This window comes from Neorhodopirellula pilleata (genome assembly GCF_007859915.1).
GTDB classification, from domain to species: Bacteria; Planctomycetota; Planctomycetia; order Pirellulales; family Pirellulaceae; genus Rhodopirellula; species Rhodopirellula pilleata.
The window spans coordinates 21,451-37,228 of the sequence record NZ_SJPM01000028.1; the positions used below are offsets into that span (position 1 = coordinate 21,451).

Annotated in this window: 9 protein-coding genes and 1 pseudogene; 1 reads left to right on the plus strand and 9 read right to left on the minus strand. The window is 56.2% G+C overall.

The window, feature by feature from the left end; translation table 11 throughout:
- Positions 1 to 42 precede the first annotated feature (42 nt).
- Positions 43 to 345: pseudogene (locus tag Pla100_RS32545) on the minus strand (protein kinase domain-containing protein); the annotation flags it as partial.
- Between the two features lie 22 nt (positions 346 to 367).
- Here Pla100_RS32545 and Pla100_RS28575 point away from each other — a divergent pair.
- On the plus strand, positions 368 to 2,164 hold the full coding sequence (locus Pla100_RS28575) for an alpha-amylase family protein (protein WP_146582506.1): 1,797 nt from the start codon (positions 368 to 370) through the stop codon (positions 2,162 to 2,164).
- A gap of 52 nt (positions 2,165 to 2,216) precedes the next feature.
- Here Pla100_RS28575 and Pla100_RS28580 read toward each other — a convergent pair whose 3' ends face one another.
- The 8 genes from Pla100_RS28580 to Pla100_RS28615 all read right to left on the minus strand — a co-directional run bounded on the left by Pla100_RS28580 (position 2,217) and on the right by Pla100_RS28615 (position 15,621).
- A complete protein-coding gene (locus Pla100_RS28580; protein WP_146582508.1) occupies positions 2,217 to 3,722 on the minus strand; it encodes a sulfatase family protein in 1,506 nt (501 codons plus the stop codon).
- On the minus strand, positions 3,719 to 5,245 hold the full coding sequence (locus Pla100_RS28585; protein WP_146582510.1) for a sulfatase family protein: 1,527 nt from the start codon (positions 5,243 to 5,245) through the stop codon (positions 3,719 to 3,721). Before Pla100_RS28585 ends, Pla100_RS28580 begins: the two co-directional genes overlap by 4 nt.
- 20 nt (positions 5,246 to 5,265) lie before the next feature.
- Positions 5,266 to 6,717, minus strand: a complete 1,452-nt coding sequence (locus Pla100_RS28590; RefSeq protein ID WP_390620674.1) for a sulfatase family protein — start codon at positions 6,715 to 6,717, stop codon at positions 5,266 to 5,268.
- Between the two features lie 107 nt (positions 6,718 to 6,824).
- A complete protein-coding gene (locus Pla100_RS28595; RefSeq protein ID WP_146582512.1) occupies positions 6,825 to 8,945 on the minus strand; it encodes a sulfatase-like hydrolase/transferase in 2,121 nt (706 codons plus the stop codon).
- A 44-nt stretch (positions 8,946 to 8,989) separates the two neighbouring features.
- On the minus strand, positions 8,990 to 10,429 hold the full coding sequence (locus Pla100_RS28600; RefSeq protein WP_146582513.1) for a sulfatase family protein: 1,440 nt from the start codon (positions 10,427 to 10,429) through the stop codon (positions 8,990 to 8,992).
- A gap of 76 nt (positions 10,430 to 10,505) precedes the next feature.
- Positions 10,506 to 11,819, minus strand: coding sequence for a DUF1552 domain-containing protein (locus Pla100_RS28605; RefSeq protein WP_146582515.1), 1,314 nt, complete (start codon positions 11,817 to 11,819; stop codon positions 10,506 to 10,508).
- Positions 11,820 to 11,825: 6 nt separating this feature from the next.
- Positions 11,826 to 14,273, minus strand: a complete 2,448-nt coding sequence (locus Pla100_RS28610) for a DUF1592 domain-containing protein (RefSeq protein ID WP_197168313.1) — start codon at positions 14,271 to 14,273, stop codon at positions 11,826 to 11,828.
- Positions 14,274 to 14,559: 286 nt separating this feature from the next.
- Positions 14,560 to 15,621 (minus strand): sulfatase-like hydrolase/transferase, encoded by a 1,062-nt coding sequence (locus tag Pla100_RS28615; RefSeq protein WP_261344834.1) that lies wholly within the window; start codon positions 15,619 to 15,621, stop codon positions 14,560 to 14,562.
- Positions 15,622 to 15,778: the final 157 nt, after the last annotated feature.

The window sequence follows — 15,778 nt, forward strand, 5'->3', positions numbered from 1 at the left end:
CCGATCCAGCTCTTTGCCAAGTTCCGCAGCCGAGCCGTAGCGCTCGTGCGGTGGCTTTGCCAGGCATTTCAGTGTGATCGTTTCCAGATCGCGCGGTATCGCTGGGTTCAGTTGACGCGGACTGATCGGGTCGTCGTGGATCAACTGGTGAAGGACATCCACCGACTGGGCGGCAACAAAGGGCGGTCGTCCGGTAAGCAGATGGAACAAGATCGCACCGAGCGAATAGACGTCGCTTTGAGGGGTACTTTGCAGGGTGGCATCCTCCGTATTCGTGCGAGCCTGCTCTGGCGGCATGTAACTTGGCGTCGGGTTCTCGCCGGTGGTGGGCTTCAATGCCGACATCGGTGCATTCGAACGCCAAGAAGTGGAAAGCACCGTTCTCGTCGTTTCGACTACCAGCGACGTCGTCGACGGCAACTATCAGCCGGGGCAACTCAGCCTCCGCGAAGCGATTCAGCTTACAAACGAGAGCCTTGGTCCAGATACAATTACATTCGACCCATCCGTCTTCGATGGGGTCAACGAAAACAGTCTGATCCGTCTCAGCGGAGCGGAACTCTCAATTACCGACTCACTGACGATCGATGCCTCGATGGCTATCGGCGTTACGATCACGGGGGACACCGCCAACGACGACGTGACAAGAGCCGGGCATGTCACCGACGTCGCAGCGTCAGGAGCTGCCTTACTTGACGACAACACGCGCGTGCTCAATTTCAGTGGTGCGAGCGGCGACCTGACGCTGCGAGGCTTGACAGTTACCGGTGGTCGCACGACAGGGCCAAATGACGATGGCGGCGGAATCCGCTTCGGCAGCGCTAACTTTAGTGGTGCCCTTACGATCGACCAGAGTACGGTTAGCGGGAACAGCACTACCGGGTCGATAGCCGATGGCGGCGGCGTTTTCACGTTTGATGGTGACCTGACTTGCCACGACATGAGGGTGGCTCCGTTCCTGAGCTATCGACTCAACGACGGGCATCACGTTCGCCAACTCCAACGGGCGCTGGCGCGAGGGAAACCGACACCCAACATGTCACGGCACTACTGGGAGAATTACGAGCGGTTTCGCATCGGCCCGAACGAAACCGAGTGGGATGACGGTGTATTTGATTGGTCCATTGCGGAAGTGCAGGACCACAAGTTTGCTCTTATCGAGGAGGCCCTCGCGAACTATGACCTCACCGGGCTTGAGTTGGACTTTTTAAGGCATTGGGTTCGGTTTGGCCCGAAAACGAAAATCGATAAGAGACGCGAGATTACGACCGATTTCGTTCGTCGCATCCGAAAGATGCTGGACAAGACGGCACGCGATCGCGGTTTGCCCAGACGGTGGCTTTGTGTTCGCATTCCTGCCAAAGCGAATGTCCGAGGAGAACAGGGAGTCGATCTGCCGTCGCTGGCGGGTGCCGGTGTCGACATGGTCAACCTTTCGTACAGTTACTTCACAATGCAGGACGACAGTGTTCGCCGAGCGAAAGCAGAAATAAACAACGACCGAGTGGCGGTTTATACCGAAATGTCGCACTGCACGATGACGGGCAAGGCGACTGCGGGCAGCGGAACTCAGCCGTTTTTGCGTACGACCGACGAGCAGTTCTACACAACCGCTCGCCTAGCGCGCAAGCAGGGTGCTCGTGGTGTGAGCCTCTTCAACTTTCCTTACTATCGCTACCACGTTACCGACACGATCGGGCCGTTTCACGAGCCGCCGTTCCACGTGATACCGCGACTCGGTGACGATGACTTCCTGACCGCGCAATCGCATTGGTATTTTCTCACGGCCGGTCGAAAAGATCGCGTCATCGCCGGCCATCCCTTACCGACCATCGTCGAGCGCAGTGATCCCTTTGTCGTAACCATTGAAATGCTGCCGACGCCGAAGCACCGCAAGAACGGGCTGCTGCGACTGCGAAGTGACGAAGACATCCGGGATCGCGAGATCGAAGTGAACTTCAATGATGTGTCGCTTCGCGAGATCGAGTTTATCGAAAAGCCATTGCCGCACCGCTATGACAACACTTGGCTCGGCAAGTCAGAGCAGACCCGTTGCTTTCGATTGCCAGCTGGAATCGCTCGCGATGGGGCCAACCAGATCAAGATCAATGTGAACAAGGGGATCCGAGTCCGGCTTCGATACCTGGACATCACTCTTTCATGAAACGCTTCGCAATACGGATCGTTGCGCGAATGCGCTTGGGTGTGGCTAAGGTTTACTTACGAAGCGGTTTCGGATTCTCGACGAAAGCGGCGGGCCTACTGTTGTCGGCGATGTCTTTTGCGAACGCCTTCAGGTGTCCGCTGAGCCTTTGAACCACTTCCGGATTCGACTTGACGACGTTGTTCCTTTCGCCCATGTCGCTCTCCAAATCATAAAGTTGCGTCGGCTTTCCTTTGTTTACATGGAGTTTCCACTTCCCGGACCTCACCGCCTGCAACTGGTTTCCGCTATGGTAAAAGAACAACTCGTGCGGTGTTAGCGCCTTGCCGATGAGCGTCGGCCAGATGTCTTTGCCATCGATGACTCGATCTGTTGGGATCGCAGCGCCAGCCAGCTTCGCGAAAGTCGGCAGCAAATCCATGGCGGTCATGAGTTCGTCGTTGGGCTTACTTGGCGGGATCCTTCCCGGCCAGCGGACAACGGTCGGCTCTCGCATGCCGCCTTCGAAGGTGGTCCCCTTGTTGCCGCGCAAAGGGCCGGGACTGGCGAAGAGGGAGTTCTTCGGAGGGCCGTTGTCGGAGGTGAAGAGGACCAGCGTGTTTTCGTCGAGACCATTGGCCTTGAGTGTGTCGAGGATTTTCCCGACGGACCAGTCGACTTCTGCGATGGCCTGACGTAAGAGATTGTCCCGCGTGCGGTAGGCGATATTGCCGTCTTCCGCATTCAGCGCCGCCACGATGTCATCTGAGACGCCTTTCATGAACGGCGGCGAAGCGTGCAACGGAGCGTGGGGAATGGGATGCGGGACATACAGGAAAAATGGTTTATCCTTGTTCCTCTCGATGAATGACACCGCGTGTTCGGTGATTCGCTTCGTCAGGAAATCGGCATTCGGGTCCATCTCGACGACCGTCTCATTCTCCAGCAGAGGCAGCGGCGGGAACTTGTAGTGACTTTGCCTCGGATGAAACGGATGAATGTCGTGGCTGTAAGGAATGCCGAAGAACTCATCGAAGCCTTGCTTCGTCGGCAGGAACTCCGGCTGATCTCCGAGGTGCCACTTGCCGAAGATCGCCGTCTTGTATCCCGCGCCTTTCAGGACCTCAGCAATTGTGACCTCGTCCGGATTCAGCCCCTTCCGGTCTCCGGCAAGGAGCACGCCGAAGTTGGAACCGGTCGCCATATCGATCCGCTTCGGGTAGCACCCGGTCATTAACGCGGCGCGCGATGGAGTGCAGACCGGGGCGGCCACATAAAAACTGGTGAGCCGGGAACCCTCGGCCGCCATCCGATCAATTCGTGGCGTGCTGACGTGTTTTCCGCCAAAGCAACTGAGATCGCCGTAGCCCTGGTCGTCCGTGAAGATGACGACAAAGTTCGGTTTCTCGGCAGCAGCGATTGACTGGGCCAATCCAAGGCAGAGGAAACTAAGGATCGTTCGAGCCGTACGTGCAGTAGTGGAGTTCGCCAGAACTCCTGCCCAGGGAATTCTGGCGAATTCCACTACACATTTGTCGTCAACAATAGTTCGAGTGATCCGATGGGGTAGCGTTTTCATTTCTGCTTCTTTCGTTGTTTGTTTCTCGGCCGTTGCACCGGATGTCTCTTCTGCCGTTCCCGGGCGATCGCTTCCACCACGGCCGGATCAAGCGTACCCCAGTCTTTCTCGTGACTGATCACGGGAGCGTCGGGAAACAACGAGCCAGTCGGGCGCTGCGACTGGCCACGCTGCATGAACTCGCCAAGGTCTTTCCGAGCCGAGTCGGCGAGTTGCAGCAGTTCGCGGACGACTTCAGGATTGTCAGCGGCAACGTTCGTGCTTTCGGCGGCGTCCGTGCTCAGGTTGTACAGAATCTGTGTCTGAAGGTTGGCGAACGCTCTGTTCTTGTCCCAGAAAGGCAGTTGCTCTTCGCTACGCGGCAAGTGGAGCTTCCAGTCATCGCGGCGGATCGCCTGAAGGTTCTCGCAGTTGTAGTAATAGAACGGCTGGGCCGCTAGCCGTTTGAGCGGTTTCCCTTCAAAGAGCGGCAGCAGGTTCTCGCCGTCGTAAACATGTTCTTTCGGTAGAGATGCACCAATGGCGGCCGACAGCGTCGGGAAGACGTCCATGGCGTTGATGCTCACGTTCGAGACGCACGGCTCTTTAATCCGAGCAGGCCAGTAGAAGATGAACGGGACGCGATGGCCACCTTCGAAGGTGACGTACTTTGTTCCGCGGTACGGATGGGCGTACTCGTTCGTTGTTGGTCCATTGTCAGACGTGAAGATGACGATCGTGTTTTCCGCAACGCCAGCTTCTTTCAGTGCGGTCATCATCTCGCCGACGCTCCGGTCGAGTTCCTGCATGACGTCGCCGCGGACACCGTCCTGCGAAGTCCCTTGAAAATCCTGGCCTGCCTGATATGGCGTGTGCGGGTAGTTGTGGGCGTAATACAGGAAGAACGGCTCGTCGCGTTTCGCCTGATCACGAATGATTGACGTGACGCGCTGCGTATAAAGCTGCGTTAGCCGATCGAGAGGCGTCTTTGCGAAGACTTCTTCATCGTCGTCGAAGAACTTGGGCGAATGGGCATAGTTGCAGGGCATGCCGTAGTAATGATCGAAGCCTTGTGTTCGCGGCAGGAATTCCGGCTCCGTGCCGAGGTGCCATTTGCCGACCATATGGGTTGCGTAGCCCTGCTGCTTGAACTGCTCAGCAATGGTTATCTCATCAGGGTGCAGCCCGAGGAACCAATGGGCCGTCCGGTTCGGATTGAGCCCCATGTAGAGCCCCGCGCGCTGCGGATAAGCGCCCGTCAGGATGGCCGCCCGCGACGGCGAGCAGATCGACGCTGCCGTATGAAAATCAGTGAACCTGATACCTTCGGCAGCAAGCCGGTCGATGTGCGGCGTCTTGACCTTTCGGGCTCCATAACAGCCGATGTCCGAGTACCCCAGATCGTCGGTCAGCATGAAGATGACGTTGGGACGATCCTCTGCTGCAATCGTGGACGCTGGCCATAAACTGGCGACCGCCAGCACGACGACAATTGCAATAGATTCGATGGGACACGGAATTCCTGAACCTGGATATTTCGACATGAGCGATGAACTCGACTGAGTCACTTTCCGGATTGCGACGACTTTCGCTGCGGCTGATTACGAGTGGCTGGAACGGGCGGTTTCGTTGGGCGAGCATCCAACGCATCGAAAAACCGCATGTTCTTGCCAACGCGATCGTAGTCGCCCAGGTCTTCACGCATCGATTCAGCGAGCCCGAACAGTCTTTCGACAACCTGAGGGTTCTCTGCGGCGACATTCGTCGTTTCGCCAATGTCATTCTCCATGTCGACAAGGAACGGCTCTTCAAAACCAACTCGATCCGCTGGGGCGATGTGAGTGTTGCGGCTGAACGGAGCGGCACCGACCGGTTCTTTCTCTCTGGACAAATGCAGCTTCCACTTACCCTGGCGAACGGCCTGCAGATGGACTCGCAGGTAGTAGAAGTACGCCTTGTCGGGATCGGCCTTGTCGAAGTCGCCGTGAAAAAGATGTCGAATGTCTTCGCCGTCAATCACTCGATCTGATGGGACTTCGGCACCAGCAAGTGCTGCAAACGTTGGCATGACGTCCATCGTTGTGGCGATGGAATCGCAGCTAGTTCCTCCCGGCACTCGACCCGGTGCCCAGAGAATGGCAGGGACTCTCACTCCACCTTCGAATGTCGACACTTTGCCGCTCCGCAGCGGCCCGGCCGATCCACCGTGGTCGCCTGGCAGATACCCGTCTGCGTGGTCTTTGTTCTTGATCAACCAGGGTCCGTTGTCGCTGGTAAAAAGGACGTAAGTGTTCTCGGCCAGCTTCAACTCGTCGAGGGTATCCAGCAGTCTGCCGACGTTGAAGTCGATCTCTTCAATGACGTCGCCATACAGACCACGTTTGCTCTCGCCCTTGAACTTCGCCGATGCATCAAGTCGCGTGTGCGGCATCGTGTGCGGAATGTAGACGAAGAACGGCTGCGTCTGATTCTTTTTGATGAAGGCGATGGCCTCGTCGGTGTAACGCTGAGTCAACGTCGCCATGTTCGAGGCGGGCTCGATCAGTTTTTCATTGCGGTAAAGATTCGCCACGCGATCGTTGCTTGTGGGCGTTCCGTAGAAGTAGTCGAACCCCTGACGCGTCGGGAACAGGTCGATGAAGAAACCCGCTTGCGCGTGTTTCGCGAGATCCCATTTTCCGAAACACGCCGTGGCGTATCCTTTCGTTTTCAGCACTTCGGCGATTGTGATTTCGTCCTCGTGCAGAATGGGATGGACTTGCTTGGTGTGGCCTCGCTCCGCGACTCGCATCGGATAACAGCCGGTCATCAGTGCCGCTCGCGACGGCCCGCAAATTGGCTGAGCGTAGAAGCTGGTGAACTTCATGCCCTGCTTCGCCATCGTATCAAGCCGCGGAGTGCGGATGTCAGGTGATCCGAAACAGCCGACATCCTGATAGCCCTGGTCGTCGGTGAAGATAACCACGAAGTTAGGCGGCCGCGCTGCCGCGTTTGCAAAGGAGCACGCGACGAGCAATAGAACCAGTGGGCCGGAAAATGAGGGCACGAAGATTATTGAAGTGGGACATTTTCCTGCCCCTAACTTCCTGCCGGATTGAATTCGCAACCGTGATGTCATGGTGATCATTTCGTCTTCAAGAGGTCGGGGTAATCGGTCAGCACTTTCGCATCGAACTGAAAGTCGTCTACGGTGACGTGTCCCCAACCGATTGTTGAAGCATCCACGACCTTGATGAACATCTTCTGGCCGACATAGGGCTTGAGATCCCACTCGGCATTCTGCATGGCCTGGTCGTTCACTCCACGAACAAACTGAACTTCCTTGCCGTCGGCCGTGCACAGTGCGGCGTATGTCGAATCGCCGGAGCCACCGCCGACCCGGAAAGTCATCGTTCCGCCTTCGGGAACGAACAGAGGCGATACGATTACACCGGTCTGGCTGTCCATGCCTCTCTCTGCGTCAGCACTGCCTTCGAGTGTAGTCAGGTAGTGCTTTCCCTGCTTGTTGTATTCCTGCCCGTTGCCAAAGAAGCTGTCTCTACTGCCGATTAGGTGTCCAAACTCTCCTTCGACGACTTTCCATGGCTCCAGTTTGCCTGATTCGAAATCGAAGGACACGCTCCGATCACCTGGTGTTGCCGGAATCTTTGGGGCGTCATTCCGCGTCGCAACTGCTCCAGTCTTTTTCATGATGGACGAGCGGGCGTCCTGAAGGATTGTTCTCAATTCTTTGACCACGTCTGGATATTCGTCGTACAGGTTCTTTGTCTCGTTGACATCCGCCTGCAGGTCGTAGAGCTGAGCGGGCGGCGCCCCCGGCCTGATATTTCCGTTGACGATATCGCTGTTCCTGCGGCCGATATAAGACGCTGCGGCTGGACCGGCGAAACCATGCCCCCCCGGTTTCGTACCGCCGAATCCGCCGGAGCCCTGAGCGTCAATAAGCATCCACTTGCCTTTCCGCACAGAAAGGTGACTTCCCCTGGCAGGTGCCAGGATCAGATGCTCGCGCAAGGCTGATTCCGGCTCGCCAACCAGTGCCGGCAGGACATTGACACTGTCGACCTGTTGCTTCTCATCAAGAGGCTGCCCAGTCAGCGATGCAAGCGAGGCCAGAAGATCCACATTACAAATCAACTGTGTTGAAGTGCTGCCCGGTTCGATCCGACCTGGCCACCGCGCGATGAACGGAATCCGATGGCCACCTTCCCAGGCCCCGAATTTGAATCCGAGTAAATCGCCGTTCTGCTCATGTCCATAGTTGTTGAAGGCGTCCTGGCCGTTCTCATTGAACATCCCTCCGTTGTCACTGGTGAAGATCACCAGAGTGTCATCAGCGACGCCTTTGGCCTCCAACGCCCTCATTACCTCGCCAACGATCCAGTCCAACTCGTGAATGAAGTCCCCATAAAGCCCGCATTGGCTCGTTCCTTGAAACCGCGGCGCCGGAGTGAAGGGATGATGGATCTGCGTCGTGGCAAGGTAGAGAAAGAACGGGGCATCTCCGCGCTGGTCGATCCACCTGGTTGCTTTCTCCGCAAGAGTCAGGCCCAGGGTGAAGTCGTTGTAGAGTTTGTGAGATTCAGCCGCGCCGCCAAACCAGTTGGGCACTCGGTTACCATGTTTGGTTTCAAGTGGTGTAATCGGGGTTACATTCTCTCGCGCGTCTGGTTCGAGGTAGACCAACGGATCATCGGACGTCATGCCGACAATTCGATCGTTTTCCACATAGACATAGGGCGGCGCGCTATTCACCACGGGCACACCGTAGTAGTAGTCAAAACCAAGATCCTGCGGCCCTGGACGCAAGGGCTCTTTCCAGTCGTTCCGCTCCTTGCCAAATCCCAAATGCCATTTCCCGAAACAGGATGTGTCGTATCCCTTCTTCTTGAGCAGCTTCGCGATCGTCAGCTTGTCGGTATCGACCAGCAGCTTGCTGTTTGGGTGACACGGTCCCCAGATTCCCTGACGAAACGGATACTCACCCGTCAGCAGCGCGTAACGAGACGGCGTACAAACCGCAGACGCCGAATGGGCATCCGTAAATCGGCGTCCCTCTTTGGCCAGCCGGTCGATGTTCGGCGTCTTCACCTTCGTTGCGCCATAGCAACCAACGTCGCCATAGCCGAGATCATCGGCAAAGATCAGCACGATGTTGGGCGGAGCGTCGTCTGCGTGACAAAACGGCGTTGCTGCCAGCGATGTAACCAGAAACGCCAGGGTTGCGATGAGTGCGTTTTTCATGATGTGTTAATCTGTGGCAAAATAGAATGTCGCCGAACGCGGCACTATCGAGACGGATCAAACTGAAAGGCTGGCTTGACTTCAGGAGGCAGCGGACCCGCGTCCTTGGCTCGGTATTTCGAGAAGCACTCGGGGTTGGGTTTCTCAGGAAGTGTCGCGTGCCAGGCTTGGAGTTTCTTGAACAGATCGCTGGCGATCTCCGGATGCGACGCCTGCACATTGTTCTTTTCGAGAGGATCTTCGCTGATGTCGTACAGCTCGGGTTCGTCAAAACTCATGTTCGTCAGCAATCGCCATTTTCCATCGAGTATTGAGTAAACAGAACCCTTGCGACCAGGAACTCCCTTCCAGAACAGCGGCTTGTCACGCATAGGTGTTTCCGCCCCCTGCAGCGTCGCGACCTGGCTTTTGCCGTCGGGTTGGTATCCGTCAGGAAGTGGTGCTCCCGCGATTTCACAAAACGTCGGCAGCAGGTCGACCGCAGAAATCCACGAGACGTCGTCAATCGCATCGGCGTTGATCTTTCCCGGCCAGCGGGCGATGAACGGAACACCGATTCCTCCCTGCAGAATCGACGCCTTGCGACCGTTCCGGCCTCCGGTTGTTCCGACGGAGCAGCCAATTCCGTATCCCTCACCTGTCGCGGAGTCATACATGGTCGTGAGCTTGCCCCCTTGACCGCTTCCGGCTGGGCCGTTGTCAGAACTAAAAACCACCAGCGTATTGTCGGTCAAATTCAGGCGGTCCAAGGCATCAAGCAACTCGCCGATTCGGTCATCGGCATGAGACAGCACCGACGCATACACATTGTCGGCATCGTCCAGTTCTGGGAATCGACGACGATATTCCGGAAGCGTGTGGAACGGCGTGTGCGGTTCATGCAGCCACACGTTGATAAAGAACGGCTTGCCCGCAGCGGCGTTCTTTTCGATAAAGGCAATCGCCCGGGCAGCGTCCGCATGAACTGGCATCTGCTCGCCAGCACAGTTGAAGGCGCTATATTCGTCGTAACCATAAACTTTCGGCAGTGGCGAATCGGGGATCATGTTGTTCGCAAGGTGCCATTTGCCGAAATGCGCCGTGGCATAGCCCGCCGACTGCAGCATCTTTGGAAGTGTCGGCGTCTTTGGATCAAGCCAATCCGGCATGCCACGTTTGGCGTTACTTGGCACCCAAGCAAAGTGACCATCGATGTTGTAACGAGCGGGGAAATGACCAGTCATCACCGCCGTGCGGCTTGGGGAACACACCCCGCTGGCAACGGTGAATCGATGAAAGTCGGTCCCTTCTCTGGCCAGCCGGTCGATATTCGGCGTCTTCAAATACGGATGCCCATGGCAACCGAGATCGCCCCACCCCCAGTCGTCTGCAAAGATGAACAGAATGTTTGGCCTGGCAGCATCATCGGATGGCTCGGCAGCGAATGCCGAGTAAGTTGACAGCAGAAAGATGCTCAGTACTTGAACGAACGAAGTCAGTTTCATTGATCTACTTTGTTATTGAGTTGTTTTGATTGCGATGCGAGCGGTTCATTTCAGGTTGAATCAACTGCCGAACGTCTTAAGACGCAAACAGCTCTTCAACAATGCCGTTGGAATCGCCAAATGAATCGGCCTTGATACCGTTCGCTTTCAAGAGCGAGAGCCACAGGTTGCACAGAGGCGTTCGTGAATCTTTCATGACCAGGTGGCGGCCCTGCTTGATTCCCGCGCTGCCGCCAGCAACAAGCGTTGGACAGTTCGTCAGATTGTGCAGGTGACTGATGTTGCTGCCGAAGGTTATCGTCGTGTTATCGAAGAGGGGGCTTCCGTCCGCTTCCCTGATCGCTTTGAGTTTGTCGAAGAACTCGGCGAGCATCGTGGAATGTTGGCGATCGCGCCGCTGCGAAATGCTTTTGCGGTCGCCGCCGCGTTCGGAATAGTGACTGATAAGGTGAGCCGGTTCCGTACCGCCAATGCTCTGGATGAATGTGTCGGCGGGCATCCGGTAAGTAATGACGCGAGTGGCATCGACCTGCAGTGCCGCTGCCATGAGGTCGTACATGATGCGGATTTCTTCCAATCCTTCTAACGACTCTTTCGGTTCCGAAACATATTCCGGAGGTTGTGGCCGCGGGACTCCGAGCCAGGATTCTTCTTTGGAAATTCGAGTTTCGATGTCGCGGATGGAATCGAGATACTCTTCCAGCTTCTGACTGTCGTTGTTGTTCACTCGCTGTCGAACTGCACGGGCGTCGGCGATCACTGTGTCGAGTACGCTGCGTTGCTCGGCCATGCGCGCACGCTGCTGAGCGAGCGGAGAGTTGTCGCTGGAGAACAGGCGATGAAAGGCGTCGCCCGGAGTCTCGTAGGCCGGCAAGGGTTTTCCTCGCTGATCCCACGCGAGTGAGAGGCCAGTCCCGTGACCAGAACCGGGGCCTTCGAGTTTCTTTCCGGAAAGTTGCAGGGAAGCGAAACGCGTTTCGAGTCCGAACTCTGCCGCAGCCACCTGATCAACAGAAACCGTGTTGTGAAAACTCTTGCCCGGTACTCCGTATTGATTGGCTCCCGTCAACCAGAATGTGCTGCCTGAGTGACCATTCCGGGAGAATTGATGGTATAGATTCTGGATGATTGAGAAGCTGTCCTTGTGGCGTGCCAGCGGCTTCAAGCCTTCGGGCAGGTCATACTCGCTGCCGACCTGATTAGTGTCGGGGTACCACGTGCTTTGTGTGACGCCAAACCCCATCCCGAGGAAGACCATTCGCTTGGCAGAAGCCGGCGCGACGGGTGCAGCCGCAGCCGGACCTGCCATGAAGGATTCAAGGAACGGCAGTGGAATGAACGCGCTGGTGCTCGCGAGAAAGCGGCGTCGATTGAAGTGGAGGTGGTTCATATTTTTCTATTTGCTTTGGAAAGTTTCTGACTGAATGAACGCGTGGATGATCTGATCGAGCGCGTAGCCATCGGGTTTTGATTCCTGCAGAATCCGCTCCGCCAGATCGTGATCCGAGAATCCGTAAGGACGGCCAAGTCCGTACGCGATGATCGACTCGGCGACACCGCGGGCGAAGTCGTCGACCTTGTCGGCCAATGCATCGCGAAGGCCGAAGAAGTCTTCAAACCTCGTCCCATCCATCAACGCGCCGCTTGAGTTGATTGGGAAAGTTTTTGTCTCCCTGTTTCCTCGGCCGTAATAAATCACTTCCGCGTTGCGCCAGAGCCCCGCAGCGTCGAAGTGCTCCATTGCGTAACCGATCGGGTCGATTTTACGGTGGCACTGAACACACTGCGGCTGTTCCTGATGAGCGATCTGCAACTGACGAACAGACTGGATATCGTCGGCAAAGCGGTCGAGCTGCGGAACGTTTGGCGGAGCTGGTGGCGGTGGGTCGTGCAGCAGATGACGTAACACCCATGCGCCCCGTTCAACGGGTGAAGTGCGTCGGCCGTCGGAACCCATGGCGAGCACGGCGGCGGTACTGATCAGTCCGCCGCGCGGCGAGTCGGCAGGCAGTGATACCTTCCGAAACTCGTGACCGACGACATCGGTCAGCCCGTAGTATTCCGCCATGATGTCATTCACGACGATGAAGTCTGATTGGAGCAATGTTTTCAACGGGAGCTTGTGATCGAGCACGTGGCGAATCGTTTTGTAAATCTCGTCACGAGAACCCTGCAACACTGCATTGTCATGTTCCGGGTAGTGCAGTGTGTCAAATGCGAACATCCCCAGCCGATCCATGCCCAGCCATTGATACGCGAAACTTTCCACGAAGTGGTTCGCACGGTCGTCCGCGATTAACCGTTGCGTCTGGCGGCGGAGTTCAGACGGATCGGAAAGCCGCTCTTTTCGCGCTGCCGTCATCAACTCTTCATCAGGTGGAGCGCTCCAAAGAAAATACGACAGGCGAACGGCAAGTTCCGAGTCAGTCAACCGCATGTTACCCGTCGATTCGACCATGTAGAGAAACGTTGGCGAGGCGAGCACGATGGAGAGTGGCTGAAGCAGTGACTCTCGCATGCCCCGCCCTTTCGCACGATTCGCTTTGAAGAGGCCGACTAACCTGTCGAGATAATCTTCCGTCGGGTCGACCGTGCGAAACGCTCGACTCGCAAAACGCCAGATGACCTCGCGGGCATAGCGTGTGTCGTTCCAGTCGTCAGGTTTCCGGAAGAAGATTGCCGCTGCCTCAGGAGTCGCCCCCGCCGGCCGACCCGATCGTTCCAATTCAGTCCAGTCCAGCCAGACGGCCATTGGTGTGTGAAGCATCCCCTTAGCTCGATAGATGCCCCCGTCGTTCTTTGAGCCCTTTGGATGCGTGCGCTGGCGAATGATAAAAGAAGTGCGTTCTCCGGGACGTCCGTGCGTGGTGAATTCAATGATCTCAGGCGTGCCAACTGGTGCCCGCACTTTCCGCCAGCCCAGCGTGCGATCGGATTTGTCGTCGAGATTCGCAGCCGCATACTCGATGAAGTGAAAGCGAGACGGAACGTCGGGGTAGGCTCCGACTCGAAGGCGAATCGTGAACTTCTCGTGCGGGTGCGGCGTGATCTCCGGCATGCGAATCCCGAAAGCTCCCCGTCCCAGCATCGCCATCATGATCGTTCCATCACTGACCTCCGGACGCTCAAGATAGTTCTCTAAAACCGGAGTGATTCGCTTCGCGGTCGAAATCGCCCCCCGCGCGTGTCTTTCGGACGGGAAACCAAAATCTTTTGGGGATGCAGCAGGCTTGGCGAAGAAGTCGTGAGCACGACTGGCGTCGTCGACATATCTCTGCAGATGCTTTTCGTAACCCTCTCTGCTTAACCCTCCGCGCTCACCTTCAAAGCGAATCACCGATTTCGGGGTCGGTTCGTCGTGGATGGTGGCCATCTCGAGTGCAGCCCGTGCGATCTCGACGTATTGCTCGAACTGATCGCTCGAAAAGTAGAGCGATGATCCCGCAGTGTCGAATCCCCCGCCGGCGCGGTCATCCGGCAGTCCATCCACATTCGGGCGGACGCCGAGCAGAGCCTCAAGCGTATTGGCATACTCTCGCTGATTCAGCCGCCGCATCGTAATGACACCACCGTTGTCACCATGAATCCTGCGGGCGATCACCAGTTTCTGCGAAAGGTCGGAGAGCAGCGTCGTCTTCTCCGCCGCGGTTAGCTGCTCGCTGTCTTTCGGCGGCATCTCGCCTGCATTGAGAACGTTCAACACATCCTGCCACTGCTCAGCGACGTGTATATCGCTGCCCAGATCGAAAGAGAGATTCTCCAGATCGACTTGTCCTTCCTTCGTCTTCGAATCATGACAGCCCAGGCAATAGCGAGCGACGACCGCCTTGTGTCGGTTAGGCATTACGGCAGAGGGTTCTGCTGCAAAAAGAGGCGAAGCTACGAATATAACTAAGAATGTGTATTCAAATCTCATTCGACGTTTCTGGGTCAAAGTGTTTCTGTAGTCGTTGTTTGATGTATCCTGAAGGCAATCGCCGAAAGTCGTAATGACAACCTCGCTAAGTAGCTGCTCTTAAGTAATTGAGTAAAGTAGAGTGGCCTTCCAAGGCCGTTCATGCTTCAATCGACGGCCTTGGAAGGCCATCGTACATAATTAGAGTTTCAACCGATTACTTAAGAGCGGCTACTTATTTCTGCATCCTCTTTCGCACTCTCTTTTCTTCACTCGGTTTCAGGCCCGCTGTGAATGGGTGATCCAGCGACTCCATCGCCTCGGAAAGCATCTTGTGATAGCTCGTGTGGACTTTGGTAAATTCGCTTGTCGGAACAGGCTCCGGCTGATACCGGTTCTGTCGAAGGTCATAGAGTTGCCCCGCGGCATCTAACGAAAACTTATCTGCCCGAATCATCGCTTTCGGTAGGTTTCCCATAAACACCCACTCTCGCGATGGAGCATTCGCTTGCCCCAGCATCTGACCGAGGAAACTCACGCCGTCGAGGTGTTGATCTGGGGGCAGTTCACCGCCGCCCAGTTCGACTAACGTCGGCAGGACATCGGTAAAATCAATCAGCACTTCATTCACGCTGCCCGGTTCAATCTTGCCTTTCCAATAGGCAATAAACGGAACCCGGGTGCCACTATCAGTGACGCTCCCTTTTCCTCCTTTGACCAGCTGGCCTTTGTATTGGGTTTTAGTCTTGTAGTATGACCCATTGTCTCCGGTAACGATAAGCAGCGTATTCTCCGCAATCCCCAACGCGTCTATCTTAGTGGCGACTTGCCCGACCAGCTTGTCGGTATATTCAACCATCGCAGTATAATTCTGCTCGCTCCATTTCTTCTGTTCGGCGATGCGCAGATTATCCTCCGGCGTCCATCCGGGCTGCGGATCGTCGATATTGTCCGGCGTCTGCGGAAAGGGAAAATGGACCAGCACCATCGGGTAGTAGACAAAGAACGGCTTATCATCATCTTTGTGTTCTTCCATAAAGTCGGTCACATAGCTGCAAAATTTATCAGGGCCAAAAATCTCGGGCCCATCGGTGACGAGTTCTTTCTCGCGGAAATAGGTTGATTCCCAATACCGGCGGTTGCGTTTACCGTCGATCACGTGAGCCCATGCATTTTGATATTCAAAGCCCTGATCGGTCAGGTGGTCAGGATGGCGATCAAAGTGCGCGAGGTGCCACTTGCCCGATATGGCGGTCGTGTACCCGGCATCCTGAAGCAGGTTGGCCACCGATGGCAGTCCCTTTCTCCAACCTTCTTTCGAGTTGAGCCCGCATTATTCACCAAGGACGAAATCGGTTCTGCGTTTTGAGGTTTGGCCATTGCGAAACGCAGCGAAGCGGATTGCGAGTCTGATTTTGACCGACCGCGCACAACGCCCCCCTCCCCCAGAATCG